Here is a 16061-nt window from a genome sequence, read left to right as displayed (position 1 = left end):
TATGAAAATAGCAATAACAGGTAAAGGTGGAGTAGGAAAAACAACTTTTTCTTCAATGTTATCAAGAACATTTGCTGATGAAGGATATAGAGTTGTAGCAGTTGATGCAGATCCAGATGCAAACTTAGGTTTAGCATTAGGTTTTCCAACTGAAATTTCAGAATCGATAACTCCTATTTCAGAAATGAAAAAATTAGTTTCTGAAAGAACAGGAGCTGAAGCTCAAAGCTTTGGAAAAATGTTTAAAATGAATCCTAAGGTAGATGATATTCCAGACTTATACTGTAAGGAATACAACAATGTAAGGTTACTTACTTTAGGAACTGTTGATTCTGGAGGATCGGGATGTGTATGTCCAGAACATGTTTTATTAAAAAGATTATGTTCTCATTTGATACTACAAAATAAAGATGTAGTAATAATGGATATGGAAGCTGGCATAGAACATTTAGGAAGAGGAACAGCACAAGGAGTGGATGCCTTTATAGTTGTTGTTGAACCAGGAGAAAGAAGTTTACAAACTTATAGAAAAGTAAAAAAACTAGGTAACGATATAGGTGTAAAAAAAGTTTTTGTAGTAGGGAATAAAATTAGAAATAAGTCAGATGAAGACTTTGTGACTAGTAATTTACAGGATGGCGAATTGCTAGGCTTTATTTACTACAATCAAGATGTTATAGACTCTGATAGAGCAAGCAAATCTCCATACGATGTTAGCTTAGATACTAAAGATCAAATCGTCAAAATAAAAAATAGATTAATGACGAATTCTTAAGATATTAGTATAATAAATATAATGAAGTAAAGTGAGAGGAGATTTAGTTATGGGATTTAAGTCAGATATAGAAATTGCTCAAGAGGCAAAACCTCAAGATATAAGGGAAATAGCTAAAAAATTAGGTTTAACTGATGATGAAGTAGAGCTTTATGGAAAATACAAAGCAAAGGTTGATTATAACTTATTAAAGAAAGATAGTAAAAGTAAAAAATCTAAGTTAATATTAACTACTGCTATAAACCCTACTCCAGCTGGAGAAGGAAAAACTACAACTACTATAGGAGTAGCAGACGCATTTGCTAAATTAGATAAAAATGTTTTAGTTGCTTTAAGAGAACCGTCTTTAGGTCCAGTATTTGGAGTTAAAGGTGGAGCTGCTGGGGGTGGGTATGCTCAAGTTATACCTATGGAAGATATAAATCTACACTTTACTGGAGATTTCCACGCTATAGGAGCTGCAAATAATTTACTAGCAGCTATGTTAGATAACCATATACATCAAGGAAATGCTCTAGGCATAGATCCAAGAAGAATAACTTGGAGAAGATGTGTTGATATGAATGACAGACAGTTAAGAAACATAACTGATGGATTAGGCGGAAAAGCACATGGTGTTCCTAGAGAAGATGGATTTGATATAACTGTTGCATCTGAAATAATGGCAGCATTTTGTTTAGCAAATGACATAATAGATTTAAAAGAAAGATTAGGAAATATTATAGTTGGATACACATACAATAATGAGCCAGTAACAGCTAGACAATTAAATGCAAATGGTGCAATGGCAGCATTACTAAAAGATGCATTAAAACCAAATTTAGTTCAAACATTAGAAGGAACTCCTTCATTTGTGCATGGAGGTCCATTTGCAAATATAGCTCATGGATGTAACTCTGTAATAGCAACTAAAATGGCTATGCATTTTGCAGATTATGTTGTAACAGAGGCTGGATTTGGAGCTGATTTAGGAGCTGAAAAATTCTTAGATATAAAATGTAGAATGGCAGACTTAAAACCAGATGCAGTTATAATAGTTGCTACAGTCAGAGCATTGAAATACAATGGCGGTGTAGCAAAAGATAAATTAAATGAAGAAAACTTAGAAGCTTTAGAAGCAGGTTTACCAAACTTATTAAAACATGTTGAGAATATAACAAAAGTTTATGGTCTTCCTGCAGTTGTAGCTATAAATAGATTCCCACTTGATACTGAAGCAGAGCTTAAATTAGTAGAAGATAAGTGTAAAGAGTTAGGTGTTAATGTTGCACTTTCTGAAGTTTGGGCAAAAGGTGGAGAAGGTGGAATTGAGGTAGCTAAAGAAGTTTTAAGATTATTAGATGAAGAAGAAAATAACTTTAAATTCTGTTATGAAGATGATTTATCTATAAAAGAAAAAATAGAAGCAATAGCTACTAAAATATATGGAGCTGATGGAGTAGACTTTGCGCCAGCAGCAGAAAAAGAGATAGCAAATTTAGAAAAGCTAGGTTTTAGTAAATTACCAATATGCATGGCTAAAACTCAATATTCTTTAACAGATGATCAAACAAAATTAGGAAGACCTACTGGATTTAGAATAACAGTTAGACAATTAACAGTATCTGCAGGTGCTGGATTTATAGTTGCTCTTACTGGTGAAATAATGAAGATGCCAGGACTTCCAAAAGTTCCAGCAGCAGAAAGAATAGATGTTGATGAAAATGGAGTAATATCAGGATTATTCTAGATAGATAGGTGTAGTAAATATAGTTGATTTTTATACAAAAAAACTATATTTACTACTTCCCTACTATATGAAATATTTTTGATTAGCTTAAAATTTATAAAGGGGCTTGTAGGAAATATAGTTAATTCCTACGAATAAAGCACTGAAAAGATATGCTTTAAAGTGCTACGGCAGAAACTATATTTCTTATTTAGCTACCTAGTATAATTTTTTAATAAATTAATTTTTATAGGGAGATAAGTATGAAGATAGCACAAAAAAGTTGTATAGAGTTTGTAGATGTACTAGCTTCAAAATCAGCAGTTCCAGGTGGAGGTGGAGCAGCAGCTTTAACTGGATCTATAGGAATTGCATTAGGTAGTATGGTATGCAATTTAACTATAGGAAAGAAAAAATATGCTGAGTATGAAGAAAGTGTAAAATGTATATTAGAAAAAGCTAGAACTTTAGAAAAAGAATTACTAGATATGATAGATGAAGATGCAGAGTGTTTTCTTCCTTTATCAAAAGCTTACGGGTTACCTAGTTCTACAGAAGAAGAGAAAAAGGTAAAAGATGAAACTATGGAAAGTGCCCTTAAGACAGCATGTGAAGTACCAATAAAGATAGTAAAGGTATGTTATGAAGCTATAAAACTACACGAAGATTTGGTAGACAAAGGATCAAGGCTAGCAATAAGTGATGTTGGTGTTGGTGTACAATGTCTAAGAGCTGCAATTCTTAGTGGACAATTAAATGTTTTTATAAATATAAATTCTATAAAAGATGGACAATATGTTGAGACTGTTAGAAATGAAGTCAATAAGCTTGTTGAAGATGGAGTTAGAATTTGTGACGAAGTTTATAAAAAGGTTGAATTAGCTTTAAACAAATAAACTTTATGTATTTTTAATTTGAAATTTTTATGAAATAAGATATAGGGGGCAACAAAAATATGAACGAAACTAATGTAAAATCACAGATAATAAAAGGTAAGCCTGTGGCAGATAAGATAACTGAAGATTTAAAAAAAGAAGTTAAAAATTTAAATGAAATGGGTATAAACCCTAAGTTAGCAATAGTTAGAGTAGGTGAAAGACCTGATGATTTAGCCTATGAAAGAGGAGCACTTAAAAGATGCCAAAACATAGGAATTGAAACAGAAGTAGTAGAGTTAGATGAGAATATAAGCCAAGAGGAATTTATAAAGGCTGTACATAAATTAAATGAAGATGATAAAGTTAATGGGATTTTAACATTTAGACCACTTCCAAAGCATTTAAGTGAAGATGAAATAAAATATGAGATAAGTCCTAAAAAAGATATAGATTGTTTTAATCCTATAAATACAGCTAAGATAGTAGAAAATGATAAAACTGGATATCCACCATGTACACCAACGGCAGTTATAGAGATATTAAAGCACTACGATATAAATTTAACTGGTGCAAACATTGTTGTTTTAGGAAGATCTATGGTAGTTGGAAAGCCACTATCAATGCTTTTATTAAATGAAAATGCAACTGTTAATATATGCCACTCTAAAACTAGAAATTTACCAGAAATAGCATCTCAAGCTGATATATTAGTAGCAGCAGTTGGAAGAGCTAAGATGGTTAAAAAAGACTATGTAAAAGATGGAGCAATAGTAATAGATGTAGGTGTAAATGTAGACGATCAAGGTAATTTATGTGGAGATGTTGATATGGAAGATGTATTAGACAAAGTTTCTATGATAACACCAGTACCAGGAGGCGTAGGAGCTGTAACAACTTCTATATTAGCTACTAATATAGTTAAAGCTTGTAAGTTACAAAATAAAAAATAAATGGGGATTTTCAAGGGGGAATAGAGATGATAATTTCTGAAAATAAGCCATTTGAAGAGATTTTAGGTTATGTTAAAGATGCTAAAAAACTAGTTTTAGTAGGTTGTAATCTATGCGCATCTACTTGCAAAAGTGGTGGAGAAACAGAAATTTTAAAGATGAAAGAATTGTTAGAGGCTGAAGGAAAAGAAGTTTTAGGATACAAAGTATTAGACCCTGCATGTAATCTTTTAAAATCAAAGAAAGATTTGAAAGAGTTGAAATCTGAGATAAAAGAAGCTGATGCTATATTGTCCTTAGCATGCGGAGATGGAACTCAAACAGTGGTTAAAAATATAAAAGATAAACCAGTATATCCAGCAAATGACACTTTATTTATAGGCGAAGTTAAAAGAGTTGGAGAGTTTGAGGAAGCATGTAAAGCATGTGGTTCTTGTGAACTTGCATGGACTGGAGGAATATGCCCGGTTACTATGTGTGCTAAAGGATTATTAAATGGAGCTTGCGGTGGAGCACGAGATGGAAAATGTGAAGTAAATCCTGAAAATGATTGTGCTTGGGTTCTTATATATAATAGATTAAAGGCAATAAATCAGCTTGATAACCTATTAGAAGTAAAAGAACCAAAAGATTATTCAAAAGCGTGTAACCCACGTAGCTTAAGTTTAAAGAAAAAAGAAGCTATGGCAAATGCTTAAATAGTTTTAAAAGGTTGAAGGGGGATAAACAATGAGCTTATTAAGGGAAGCTTTAGAAAGCGGTAAGTTTGCAATAACTGCTGAAATGGCTCCTCCAAAGGGAATAGACTTATCACACTTAGTAGAGTGTGCAAAAGCTGTTAAAGGAAGAGTGCATGCCGTTAATGTAACTGATTTTCAATCTGCAGTAATGAGAACAACTTCACTTACTACATGTAAATTGTTAAAAGATGAAGGATTAGAACCGGTTTTACAAGTAACTGGAAGAGATAGAAATAGAATTGCAATTCAAGGAGAATTATTATCAGCTGGTGTGTTTGGAATAGAAAACATGCTGGCATTAACAGGAGACCACACCATAGTAGGAGATCATCCTCAAGCTAAACCTGTATTTGACTTAGATTGTGTTGGAATATTACAAACAGCACAGAAACTTTCACAAGGAACAGATATGGTAGGCAATCAATTAAAAGGATCCCCGGAGTTTTATTTGGGAGCATCAGTGACACCTCGATACACACCTATTGAAATACAATTATTAAAAATGAAAAAGAAAATAAATGCAGGGGCTAAGTTTTTTCAAACTCAAGCTGTATATGATATAGATACAATGAGAGAATTTAAAGAGCATACAAAGGAAATGAATACTAAGATTTTGGCAGGTATAATTCCATTGAAATCTCCAGGAATGGCTAAATTTATGAATGAAAATGTTCCAGGTATATATGTTCCAGATGAGCTTATAGATAGATTAAGATCGGTAGGAAAAGAAAACTGGGCAAGTGAAGGAATAAAAATAGCAGGAGAATTAATTCAACAATTAAGAGATGAAGATTTATGTGATGGAGTGCATATAATGGCAATTGGAGCAGAAGAAAATGTTCCAGCAATTTTAGACGCAGCAAAATTATAAATTTCATAGGGGGATTGAGAAATGAAAGTAGCAGTAATCGGAGGAGGACCAGGTGGTTATGTAGCTGCTATAAAAGCTGCTATGCTTGGGGCTGAAGTTACAGTTATAGAAAAAAGAAAAGTTGGAGGAACTTGCTTAAACGTAGGATGTATACCGACAAAAGCATTATTAGCATCATCATCATTGATATCATCTATAAAAGAAGCTAAAGATTTTGGAATACATATAAATGGAGAAGTAGAAGCCAACTTTGATGACATAATGAATAGAAAAAATAAAGTAGTAAGTCAATTAATTAGCGGAATAGAATTTTTATTTGAAAAAAGAGGAATTAAATTAGTTAATGGATTTGGAAAATTAGTAGATACAAATAAAATAGAAGTTAATAAAGAAGATGGAAGTAAAGAATTAGTAGAGGCTGATAAAATAATACTTGCAAATGGATCTCAGCCAGTTATACTACCTATGTTTCCTTATGATGGAGATAAGATTATAACTAGTGATGAAGCGTTAAATCTAAAGGATATTCCTAAGTCATTGTTAATCGTTGGCGGAGGAGTTATAGGATGTGAATTTGGTCAATTTTTTAGAGCTTTAGGAACGGAAGTAACTATTGTAGAAATGTTTGATCAATTACTTCCACTTGAAGATAAAGATGTTGCTAAACAGTTGCAAAGACAATTTAAAAAAGATAAAATTAAGGTGATGACAGGGGTTAAGATCGAAAAATGTGAAATAGTTGACAATGAGGTCGTAGCAACTCTGTCTAATGGTAAAGAAGTTAAAGCTGAAAAAGCCTTACTATCTATAGGAAGAAAACCTTATCTTGATAATTCGGGAATAGAAGATATAGGAATACAACTAGAGAGAGGCAAGATTATAGTGAATGAAAATTTAGAAACTAATGTTAAAGGTATATATGCAATTGGTGATATAATAAACACACCATTTTTAGCGCATGTAGCATCAAAGGAAGGATTAGTAGCAGCACAAAATGCTGTTTGTGGCAATTCAAAGACTGTAAATTATGCAGCAGTTCCAAGATGTGTATATACTGAACCAGAAGTTGCAGGAGTAGGGAAAACTGAAAAAGAGCTTCAAGAAAATGGTATAGAGTATAATACAGGACAATTCGATTTTAGAGCACTAGGAAAAGCTCAGGCAATAGGACATTTCCAAGGTTTCATTAAAATATTAGCAGATAAAAATGACAAAATAATAGGAGCGTCTATAGTAGGACCTCATGCAACTGATTTATTAACAGAACTATCTTTAGCAGTTCACTTAGGATTAACAGTTGAAGAAGTAGGGGATGTTATACATGCACATCCTACATTATCAGAAGGAATAATGGAAGCACTTCATGATGTTCATGGTGAATGTGTGCATGCAGCTCCTAAATTAGCAAAAGCATAAGTAGAATAAATAAGTTCTATTTAGACGAACAAAGGGGGAAATCTTATGGGATTTAATATTGCAGTGGCAGGGAAAGGTGGAACTGGAAAGACGAGTCTTACAGGTCTTCTAATAAACTGCTTAGTAAAAGAAAATAAGGGGCCAATATTAGTAGTTGATGCAGATGCAAATGCTAATATAAATGAAGTACTAGGATTAGATATAGATGTAACATTAGGTCAAATAAGAGAAGAAATAAACCAAAGAGAAAAACAAGGGAATGCATTTCCAGGAGGTATGACTAAAGCTCAATACTTACAATATAGACTGAATACTTCTGTAGCAGAAGGACCAGGATATGATTTGATAGTTATGGGAAGGTCTGAAGGTGAAGGTTGCTACTGTTATGTAAATGGAATTTTAAGAGAGCAAACAGATAAACTTTCAGATAGCTACGATTACCTAGTTATAGATAATGAAGCTGGTATGGAACATTTAAGTAGAAAAACTACTAAACATATAGATAAATTACTTTTAGTTAGTGACTGTTCAAGACGTAGTATTCAAGCAGTTGCAAGAATAAGAGATTTAGCTAGAGAGTTAAACTTAAATGTAGGAGATATGCAGTTAGTAGTAAATAAGGTTCCAAATGGAATTTTAAATGATGGTGTAAAAGAGGAAATAGAGAAACATAAATTAGATCTTTTAGGTGTTGTACCTTTAGATGATATGATATATGAATATGATTCTTCAGGTATACCTTTAATAAATTTACCTGAAGATGCTAAGTCAAAAATCGCTATTAAAGATATTATATCTAAATTAGAATTAAATTAGACTAAGGGGGAAAAAAATATGGCATTTAAGATGTCTGTTCAAAAATACTCTGGGAAAATATCAGAGGTTGAAATAGGTTCAGGGGAAAGAGCTATAAAAATAGGAGGAGAAAACATACTTCCTTTTTATAACTTTGATGGAGATCAAGCAAATACACAAAAAATTGGTGTAGAAATGCTAGATGTATATCCAGAAAACTGGACTAGTGAAATTAAAAACTTATATGAAGATGTAGCTAATGATAGTGTTAAATGGGCTAAGTATATAGAAGAAAAAATAGAACCTGATTTTATATGTTTAAGATTAGAGGGTGCAGATCCTAATGGATTAGACAAAACTCCTGAAGAATGTGCAGAAGTTGCTAAAAAAGTTTTAGAAAATGTAGCATTGCCAATAGTAATAGCAGGATGTGGAAATCATGAAAAAGATGCAAAGGTATTTGAAAAAGTAGCTCAAGCTGTAGATGGATATAATTGCTTATTTATGTCAGCTACAGAAGAAAACTATAAAGGAGTAGGGGCTGCAGCTGGAATGGCTTATGGTCATAAAGTAGGAGCTGAATCTTCAGTTGATATAAACTTAGCTAAACAATTAAATGTTTTACTAACTCAATTAGGAGTTAAGCAAGAAAATATAGTTATGAACGTTGGATGTTCAGCAGCTGGATATGGATATGAATATGTTGCATCTACAATGGATAGAATTAGACTTGCGGCACTTGGTCAAAATGATAAAACATTACAAATGCCAATAATAACACCGGTTTGTTTTGAAAGTTGGAATGTAAAAGAGTCTGTTGCAAGTATAGAAGATGAACCAGCATGGGGTTGCCCAGAAGAAAGAGGAATATCTATGGAAATTTCAACAGCGTCAAGTGCTTTAGCTGGAGGATCAAATGCAGTAGTGCTTCGTCATCCAAAATCTGTAGAAACTATAAAAACTTTAATTAGCGAATTAGCATAATAAGTTAAAAGGTTAGGGGGAGAATAATATGGCTTTAAAAGCTTTAGATATATTTAAATTAACACCAAAGAAAAATTGTAAAGATTGTGGTTTTCCAACTTGTATGGCGTTTTGTATGAAGGTTGCATCAGGGGCGTGTGAAATAGGAAAATGCCCTCATATGGCTCAGGAAGCTTTAGATAAATTATCAGAAGCTACTGCTCCACTTATGAAAAGTTTAAAAATTGGAGCAGGAGAAGCTCAATATGATTTAGGTGGAGAAACTGTATTATTTAGACATGAAAAAACTTTCTTAAATAAAAATAGATTTGCAGTAGAATTTTGTGACTGCATGACAGAAGATGAAATAAATTCTAAATTAGAAAATATAAAAGCTGTAAACTACATAAGAATAGGCGAAGAAATGAAAGTAGAGATAGCGGCTTTAAGATATAATTCAAATAAAGAATCATATTTAAATTTAATAAACAAAGTTAAACAAAGTAATTTAACTTTAGCATACATGATAATATGTGAAGATGCTCAAGTAGCTAAGGAAGCTGTAGAATTATTAAAAGGCGAAAATCCAGTAGTTTATGGAGCAAATAAAGATAACTACAAAGAGATGGTTGAAGTAGTTAAAAATGATAAGTTAGTATTAGGTGTAAATGCATCCAATTTAGAAGAATTATATGCTACAACAGAAGCTATACAAGCTTTAGGATATAAAGAATTGTTATTAGATGCAACAGGAGAAACAATGAAAGACACATTTACAAATGTAGTTCAAATAAGAAGAATATCTTTAAAAGAACAAGATAGAACATTTGGATACCCATCACTAGTATTTGCAAATAAATTAGCTAAAAATGATCCTAATATGGAAGTTGCTATATCTTCAATATTCACGGTTAAATATGGATCTATAATAGTATTAGATGATATAAATTATGCAAAAGCTTTACCTTTATTTGCACTTAGACAAAATATATACACAGATCCACAAAGACCAATGAGAGTAGAAACTAAACTATATCCTATAAACAATCCAGATGAAAATTCACCAGTTTTAGTTACAGTTGACTTTGCATTAACTTACTTCATAATAGCAGGAGAAATAGAAAGATCTAAAGTACCTGTATGGTTAGCGATACCAGATGCAGGAGGATATTCAGTTTTAACTGCATGGGCGGCAGGTAAGTTTGGAGGAAGTTCTATAGCTAACTTTATAAAAGAAATAGGAGTAGCTGAAAAAACTAAGAATAGAGATTTAATAATACCAGGTAAAGTAGCAGTATTAAAAGGAGATATAGAAGATAATTTACCAGGATGGAATGTAGTAATTGGAACAGAGGAATCAATGGAATTACCAAAATTCTTAAGAGAATATAAAGCCAATAAAGAAACTGCTATGGCTTAAATTCAATAAACTATAGTTAATAGGGGGAACAAATCACATGGAAAAATTTATGATAATAGGAGAAAGAATACACTGTATATCGCCATCAATAAGAAAAGCTTTAGAAGAGAGAGACCCAGCTCCAATACTAAAAAGAGCTAAAGAACAATTAGACGCTGGAGCTCATTACATAGATTTCAATATAGGGCCAGCTGAAAGAGATGGAGCAGATATAATGACTTGGGGTGTTCAACTACTTCAATCAGAATTTAACAATGTACCATTAGCTTTAGATACTGCAAATAGAAACGCTATAGAAGCCGGACTTAAAGTTTATAACAGAGATAATGGTAAACCTATAATAAACTCAGCTGATGCTGGTGGAAGAATAGAGCTAATAGATTTAGCAGGGGAATATCAAGCTAAAGTTATAGCTTTATGTGCCAAAGAAGGTATACCTAGAGATAATGATGAGCGTATGGCATACTGCCAAGAATTATTAGAAAGAGGATTAATGGCAGGATTAGAGCCAGAAGATATGTTATTTGACCCACTATGCTTAGTTATAAAAGGAATGCAAGACAAACAAATGGAAGTTTTAGAAGCTATAAAAATGATGACTGAAATGGGACTTTTAACAACTGGAGGGTTATCAAATGTTTCAAATGGATGTCCTAAACATGTAAGACCTATATTAGATAGTGCATTCGCAGCTATGGCTATGGCAAATGGATTTAGCTCTGCTATAGTAAACCCATGTGATGAAGAATTAATGAGAACTATAAAATCTTGTGACATAATAAGAAATTCTAGTCTTTATGCAGACTCATATTTAGAATTAAATGAAGGTGGATTTGCATATAACGTATAGTAAGCATTTATTTTATATATAGTATAGATATAAAAGGGGGAAATAGAGTGAAAAATTTGTACAGTACTGTTTTTAATGGATCCGAGCAGGCATTAGAAGCTGCAAAAGGATTGCTTAATGAAGCTATAGAAAAACATGGTAAAGACCATAAAGTTGAATTCCCAGATACGGCATATTCGCTTCCTTGCATATATGCTGCAACAGGAAAGAAAATTAATAATTTAGGAGATTTAGAAGCTGCACTAGAAATTATTGAAAGTTTAATAAATAAAACTCATTTATTAGAACATGTATTTAATTCAGGATTAGCAACAGCTTTAGCAGCAGAAGTAATAGAAGCTATAAAATACTCAATGAGTGATGCTCCATATAGTGAGCCATGTGCAGGGCATATAACAGACCCTATAATAAGATCTCTTGGAGTGCCATTAGTTACAGGAGATATACCAGGGGTTGCGGTTGTACTTGGAGAATGTCCAGATGCAGAAACTGCAGCTAAGATAATAAAAGACTATCAATCTAAAGGATTATTGACATTCTTAGTTGGTAAAGTTATAGATCAGGCTATTGAGGCTGGAGTGAAAATGGGTCTAGAGCTTAGAGTTATACCTCTAGGATATGATGTAACAAGCGTAATACATGTTGTATCAGTTGCTATAAGAGCGGCACTAATATTTGGAGGATTAGCTCCTGGCGATTTAACTGGATTACTAGAATATACAGCTAAGAGAGTTCCCGCATTTGTAAATGCATTTGGACCATTGACTGATTTAGTTGTATCTTGTGGAGCAGGAGCAATAGCTTTAGGGTTCCCAGTTATAACAGATCAAGATGTGTTAGAAGTTCCAATGAACTTATTAACTCAAAAAGATTACGATAAGTTTGTAGCAACATCTCTAGAAGCTAGAGGAATAAAAATAAAAATAACTGAAATACCAATACCAGTTTCTTTTGCAGCAGCATTTGAAGGTGAAAGAATAAGAAAAAATGATATGCTTGCTGAATTTGGTGGAAACAGAACAGAAGCTTGGGAGTTAGTTAGAAAGAAAGAGCTATCTGAAGTTGAGGATCACAAGATAGAAATTATAGGTAGTGATATAGATCAAGTTGAAGCTGTAAATGGAGTTGTAAGATTGCCTCTTGCAGTTATAGTTGATATAGCTGGTAAGAATATGCAAGAAGACTTTGAACCAGTTTTAGAAAGAAGATTACACTACTTCTTAAACTATATAGAAGGTGTAATGCATGTTGGGCAAAGAGATATAACTTGGGTAAGAATCTCTAAAGATGCTGTTGAAAAAGGATTTAGACTAAAGCATATAGGAGAAGTTATATATGCTAAGATGCTAGATGAGTTTGAATCAGTAGTTGATAAGTGTCAAGTTACTTTAATAACAGATGCGGAAGAAGTAGCTAAATTAAAATCAGAGTATGCAACTCCTAGATATACTGCTAGAGATGAAAGATTAGCTTCTCTAGTAGATGAAAGTGTTGATGAATTCTATACTTGTAATTTATGTCAGTCATTTGCACCTGCACATGTTTGTGTTGTAACACCTGAAAGACTAGGTCTTTGTGGAGCTGTTAGTTGGCTAGATGCAAAAGCAACAAAAGAACTTGATAAAACAGGACCATGCCAACCTATAATAAAAGGTGAATGCTTAGATGACTTAAAAGGTGTATGGCAATCAGTAAATGATGAAGTAAGTGCTATATCTCAAGGTGCGGTTGAAAGTGTTACATTATACTCTATATTAGAAGATCCAATGACTTCATGTGGATGTTTTGAATGTATATGCGGTATAATGCCAGAAGCTAACGGATTTGTTATAGTAAATAGAGAATTTGCAGGAATGACTCCTGTTGGTATGACATTTGGAGAACTTGCTTCAATGACAGGTGGAGGAGTTCAAACTCCAGGATTTATGGGTCACGGAAGACAATTTATATCTTCTAAGAAATTTGCTTATGCAGAAGGCGGACCATCTAGAATAGTATGGATGCCTAAAGAATTAAAAGACTATGTTGCAGATAAGTTAAATGCTGCAATGATGGAATTACATGGAATAGAAAACTTCACAGATATGATTTGTGATGAAACTATATCTACAGATTCTGAAGGTGTATTAGCATACCTAGAAGAAAAAGGTCATCCAGCTTTAAGCATGGAATGTGTGATGTAATATTATCTTATAAAATTTGAGGAGTGAAACAATGAAAGTTATACCAAGTTTAAAATACTGTAAAGAGCATACATGGGTAAAAGTAGATGGAGAATATGCTTATATAGGAATAACAGATTATGCTCAAGATCAATTAGGTGAAATATTATTTGTTGAGATGCCTGAAGTAGAGGATGAATTAACTAAAGGTAGTGACTTTGGAGTTGTAGAATCATCAAAAGTTGCTTCTGATTTAATAGCTCCTATATCTGGAGAAGTTGTACAAATAAATGAAGATTTAGAAGATGAGCCAGAAGCTATAAATGAAGATGCTTATGATGCATGGATAATAAAAATAAAAATGTCAGATCCAGAAGAGTTAGATAGTTTAATAAACTCTGATGGATATGAAGCTAGTATAGAGGAATAACAAAAAGCTGTTTCAAGTGAAATTGTAAAATCAATTGATCTTGGAACAGCTTTTTTGATTTTAAAATTTGATAAAAATAAAACAAAAATCAAGGTAATATGATTGTTTACATAGAATATATATTTAGGGGATAACTTTGTAACTTAGTGACTTTAAATAAGGGGGATTAGCATGGTTAAAGTAAAAATATTGTCTCATAAAAAAGAGATTGAATGTAACAAAGAGGATAATTTGCTAGAGGTTCTTAGAGAAAATAATATATTTATCGATGCTCCTTGCAATGGAAGTATGGTATGTGGAAAGTGTAAAGTAAAACTAAAAAATGGTAAAGTAGATTCTAAAATGAATATACATATAAATGAAGAAGAAAAGAAGCAAGGGTATATTCTTTCGTGTGCAAGTAAGGTCATTGAAGATATAGAAATTGAAGTTCCTTCAAAACTTTCAACATCTATGAATGAAATGAAAATTGAAGGCAGTGATAACAATAAAGATAAAAAAATATTTGATAAAGCAATCAACATATTAAAGGATAATTCATTAGATTTTAATAAAAAAACATTTAAAAAATATATAGAGTTAGATGAGCCAAATTTAGATGATAATATAAGTGATATAGATAGAATTCAAAGACATATTAGAAATAATTTTGGATATGAAAATATAGAGTTTAGTTTGAATTTACTTAGGAAAATCCCTTTAGTAATTAGAAATAATAATTTTAAGGTAACTATAACTTATGAACTTAAAAATAACATTGTTTATTTGATTGATATTAATACTGGAAATACAGAAGATGAATTTTATGGAATAGCTGTTGATATAGGAACTACATCAGTTGTAGTTTGTTTAGTTAATTTAAAAAATAATGAGATTATAGGAAAAGAGTCATCAGGAAATGCGCAAATTAAATATGGAGCAGATGTAATAAATAGGATAATATATTCAACTAAAAAGGATGGAATTAAACTTTTACAACATGCAATAGTAGAAGAAACTATAAATCCACTAATAGAAAAATTATGTAATAAAAATAAAATTGATAAAGAGTATATAAGCTATTTTGTAGTTGCAGGGAATACGACAATGAGTAGCTTATTTTTAGGAGTACATGCGGATTTTTTAAGACAAGAACCTTATATACCTCCATTTGTAAAATCTCCAAATTTAAGTGCTCATGATATAGGATTAAATATAAATAAAGATGTTACTGTATATCTAGCACCATCTGTAGCTAGTTATGTTGGTGGAGATATAACAGCAGGTGTGTTATCTGCTGGAATATGGGCTAGCGAAGAAAATGTATTGTTTATAGACTTAGGAACTAATGGAGAGATTGTATTTGGAAATAAAGACTATATGATGACTTGTGCATGCTCAGCAGGTCCTGCGTTTGAAGGTGGAGGAATAAGTTGTGGTATGAGAGCTTCAAATGGAGCTATAGAGAAAGTTGATATAGATAAAAACACTTTAGATCCTAAGTTGAAAATTATTGGAGATTGTAATCCAGTTGGCGTTTGTGGTTCAGGAATAATAGATATTATATGCAAAATGATGATAAGTGGAATTGTTGATAGAAGAGGTAAGATTAATAAAGAACTAAAAAATAAACGTATAAGATTTAATGAACATGATATAGGAGAATATGTACTTGCATTTAAGGAAGAGTACAATATAGAAAATGATATAAGTGTAAATGAAGTAGATATAGATAACTTTATAAGGGCAAAAGGAGCTATATATTCAGGGGCATCTATACTTATAGAAAGTTTAGGCATGGATTTTATCGAAATAGATAAAGTTTTAATTGCAGGAGGTATAGGAAATAGCTTAGATATAGAAAATTCTATTATGATAGGTCTATTACCAGACATAGACAGAGATAAATTTGCCTACATAGGTAATAGCTCTCTTATAGGTTCTTACTTAACCTTAATAAGTAATGATGCGAAAGATAAGTTAGAAGAAATAGGAGATCAATTAACATATGTGGAGTTAAGTGTATATCCTACATATATGGACGAATTTATATCTGCTTGTTTTTTACCTCATACAAATATAGAACAATTTCCTTCAGTTAAAAATATATTAGGAGAATAAATC

The 16061-nt window shown here is 32.0% G+C and carries 14 protein-coding genes; all 14 read left to right on the top strand.

All coding sequences use genetic code 11. From position 1 onward, the window contains the following. Window position 1: 1 nt before the first annotated feature. Window positions 2-775 (top strand): ATP-binding protein, encoded by a 774-nt coding sequence (locus KXZ80_RS13955; protein WP_021428422.1) that lies wholly within the window; start codon window positions 2-4, stop codon window positions 773-775. 49 nt (window positions 776-824) lie between these two features. Continuing rightward, window positions 825-2504: a formate--tetrahydrofolate ligase gene (locus tag KXZ80_RS13950; RefSeq protein WP_021431733.1), complete on the top strand. Its 1680-nt coding sequence runs from the start codon at window positions 825-827 to the stop codon at window positions 2502-2504. Between the two features lie 242 nt (window positions 2505-2746). After that, window positions 2747-3379 (top strand): cyclodeaminase/cyclohydrolase family protein, encoded by a 633-nt coding sequence (locus KXZ80_RS13945; protein ID WP_021431734.1) that lies wholly within the window; start codon window positions 2747-2749, stop codon window positions 3377-3379. A 59-nt stretch (window positions 3380-3438) separates the two neighbouring features. Beyond that, window positions 3439-4311, top strand: a complete 873-nt coding sequence (locus tag KXZ80_RS13940; protein WP_021431735.1) for a bifunctional 5,10-methylenetetrahydrofolate dehydrogenase/5,10-methenyltetrahydrofolate cyclohydrolase — start codon at window positions 3439-3441, stop codon at window positions 4309-4311. A gap of 26 nt (window positions 4312-4337) precedes the next feature. Beyond that, window positions 4338-5009: a methylenetetrahydrofolate reductase C-terminal domain-containing protein gene (locus KXZ80_RS13935; protein WP_021431736.1), complete on the top strand. Its 672-nt coding sequence runs from the start codon at window positions 4338-4340 to the stop codon at window positions 5007-5009. Between the two features lie 31 nt (window positions 5010-5040). After that, window positions 5041-5922, top strand: a complete 882-nt coding sequence (locus KXZ80_RS13930; RefSeq protein ID WP_021431737.1) for a methylenetetrahydrofolate reductase — start codon at window positions 5041-5043, stop codon at window positions 5920-5922. Between the two features lie 21 nt (window positions 5923-5943). Continuing rightward, window positions 5944-7338: a dihydrolipoyl dehydrogenase gene (lpdA, locus tag KXZ80_RS13925; protein WP_021431738.1), complete on the top strand. Its 1395-nt coding sequence runs from the start codon at window positions 5944-5946 to the stop codon at window positions 7336-7338. Window positions 7339-7383: 45 nt separating this feature from the next. Continuing rightward, complete coding sequence (locus KXZ80_RS13920) at window positions 7384-8154, top strand: ATP-binding protein (RefSeq protein ID WP_021431739.1); 771 nt, start codon at window positions 7384-7386, stop codon at window positions 8152-8154. Window positions 8155-8172: 18 nt separating this feature from the next. After that, the gene (acsD, locus tag KXZ80_RS13915; protein ID WP_021431740.1) at window positions 8173-9117 is read left to right on the top strand and encodes an acetyl-CoA decarbonylase/synthase complex subunit delta; all 945 of its coding nucleotides are present in this window, start codon (window positions 8173-8175) and stop codon (window positions 9115-9117) included. Between the two features lie 28 nt (window positions 9118-9145). Beyond that, the gene (gene acsC, locus KXZ80_RS13910) at window positions 9146-10516 is read left to right on the top strand and encodes an acetyl-CoA decarbonylase/synthase complex subunit gamma (RefSeq protein WP_021431741.1); all 1371 of its coding nucleotides are present in this window, start codon (window positions 9146-9148) and stop codon (window positions 10514-10516) included. A 37-nt stretch (window positions 10517-10553) separates the two neighbouring features. Then, window positions 10554-11366 (top strand): carbon monoxide dehydrogenase/acetyl-CoA synthase methytransferase subunit, encoded by an 813-nt coding sequence (acsE, locus tag KXZ80_RS13905; protein ID WP_021431742.1) that lies wholly within the window; start codon window positions 10554-10556, stop codon window positions 11364-11366. A gap of 47 nt (window positions 11367-11413) precedes the next feature. Then, window positions 11414-13549 carry an acetyl-CoA decarbonylase/synthase complex subunit alpha/beta gene (gene acsB, locus KXZ80_RS13900; RefSeq protein WP_021431743.1) on the top strand — a complete coding sequence of 712 codons (2136 nt, stop codon included), beginning with the start codon at window positions 11414-11416 and terminating at the stop codon, window positions 13547-13549. 31 nt (window positions 13550-13580) lie between these two features. Continuing rightward, window positions 13581-13958 (top strand): glycine cleavage system protein GcvH, encoded by a 378-nt coding sequence (gene gcvH / locus KXZ80_RS13895; RefSeq protein WP_021428363.1) that lies wholly within the window; start codon window positions 13581-13583, stop codon window positions 13956-13958. A 171-nt stretch (window positions 13959-14129) separates the two neighbouring features. After that, window positions 14130-16058, top strand: a complete 1929-nt coding sequence (gene acsV / locus KXZ80_RS13890) for a corrinoid activation/regeneration protein AcsV (protein ID WP_021431744.1) — start codon at window positions 14130-14132, stop codon at window positions 16056-16058. Window positions 16059-16061 lie beyond the last annotated feature (3 nt).

Origin of the sequence: Paraclostridium bifermentans, assembly GCF_019916025.1 — a bacterium.
GTDB lineage: Bacteria > Bacillota > Clostridia > Peptostreptococcales > Peptostreptococcaceae > Paraclostridium > Paraclostridium bifermentans.
The sequence above is the reverse complement of the archived record's forward strand: the minus strand, read 5'-3'. Positions and strand labels throughout refer to the sequence as shown.

What these genes read in the sequence shown, in the direction of transcription:
- acsV (WP_021431744.1), top strand. Translation starts at nt 14,130, where the DNA reads ATGGTTAAAGTAAAAATATTGTCTCATAAAAAAGAGATTGAATGTAAC.
- KXZ80_RS13940 (WP_021431735.1), top strand. Translation starts at nt 3,439, where the DNA reads ATGAACGAAACTAATGTAAAATCACAGATAATAAAAGGTAAGCCTGTG.
- acsC (WP_021431741.1), top strand. Translation starts at nt 9,146, where the DNA reads ATGGCTTTAAAAGCTTTAGATATATTTAAATTAACACCAAAGAAAAAT.
- KXZ80_RS13935 (WP_021431736.1), top strand. Translation starts at nt 4,338, where the DNA reads ATGATAATTTCTGAAAATAAGCCATTTGAAGAGATTTTAGGTTATGTT.
- acsE (WP_021431742.1), top strand. Translation starts at nt 10,554, where the DNA reads ATGGAAAAATTTATGATAATAGGAGAAAGAATACACTGTATATCGCCA.
- KXZ80_RS13955 (WP_021428422.1), top strand. Translation starts at nt 2, where the DNA reads ATGAAAATAGCAATAACAGGTAAAGGTGGAGTAGGAAAAACAACTTTT.
- gcvH (WP_021428363.1), top strand. Translation starts at nt 13,581, where the DNA reads ATGAAAGTTATACCAAGTTTAAAATACTGTAAAGAGCATACATGGGTA.
- acsD (WP_021431740.1), top strand. Translation starts at nt 8,173, where the DNA reads ATGGCATTTAAGATGTCTGTTCAAAAATACTCTGGGAAAATATCAGAG.
- KXZ80_RS13930 (WP_021431737.1), top strand. Translation starts at nt 5,041, where the DNA reads ATGAGCTTATTAAGGGAAGCTTTAGAAAGCGGTAAGTTTGCAATAACT.
- lpdA (WP_021431738.1), top strand. Translation starts at nt 5,944, where the DNA reads ATGAAAGTAGCAGTAATCGGAGGAGGACCAGGTGGTTATGTAGCTGCT.
- KXZ80_RS13950 (WP_021431733.1), top strand. Translation starts at nt 825, where the DNA reads ATGGGATTTAAGTCAGATATAGAAATTGCTCAAGAGGCAAAACCTCAA.
- KXZ80_RS13945 (WP_021431734.1), top strand. Translation starts at nt 2,747, where the DNA reads ATGAAGATAGCACAAAAAAGTTGTATAGAGTTTGTAGATGTACTAGCT.
- KXZ80_RS13920 (WP_021431739.1), top strand. Translation starts at nt 7,384, where the DNA reads ATGGGATTTAATATTGCAGTGGCAGGGAAAGGTGGAACTGGAAAGACG.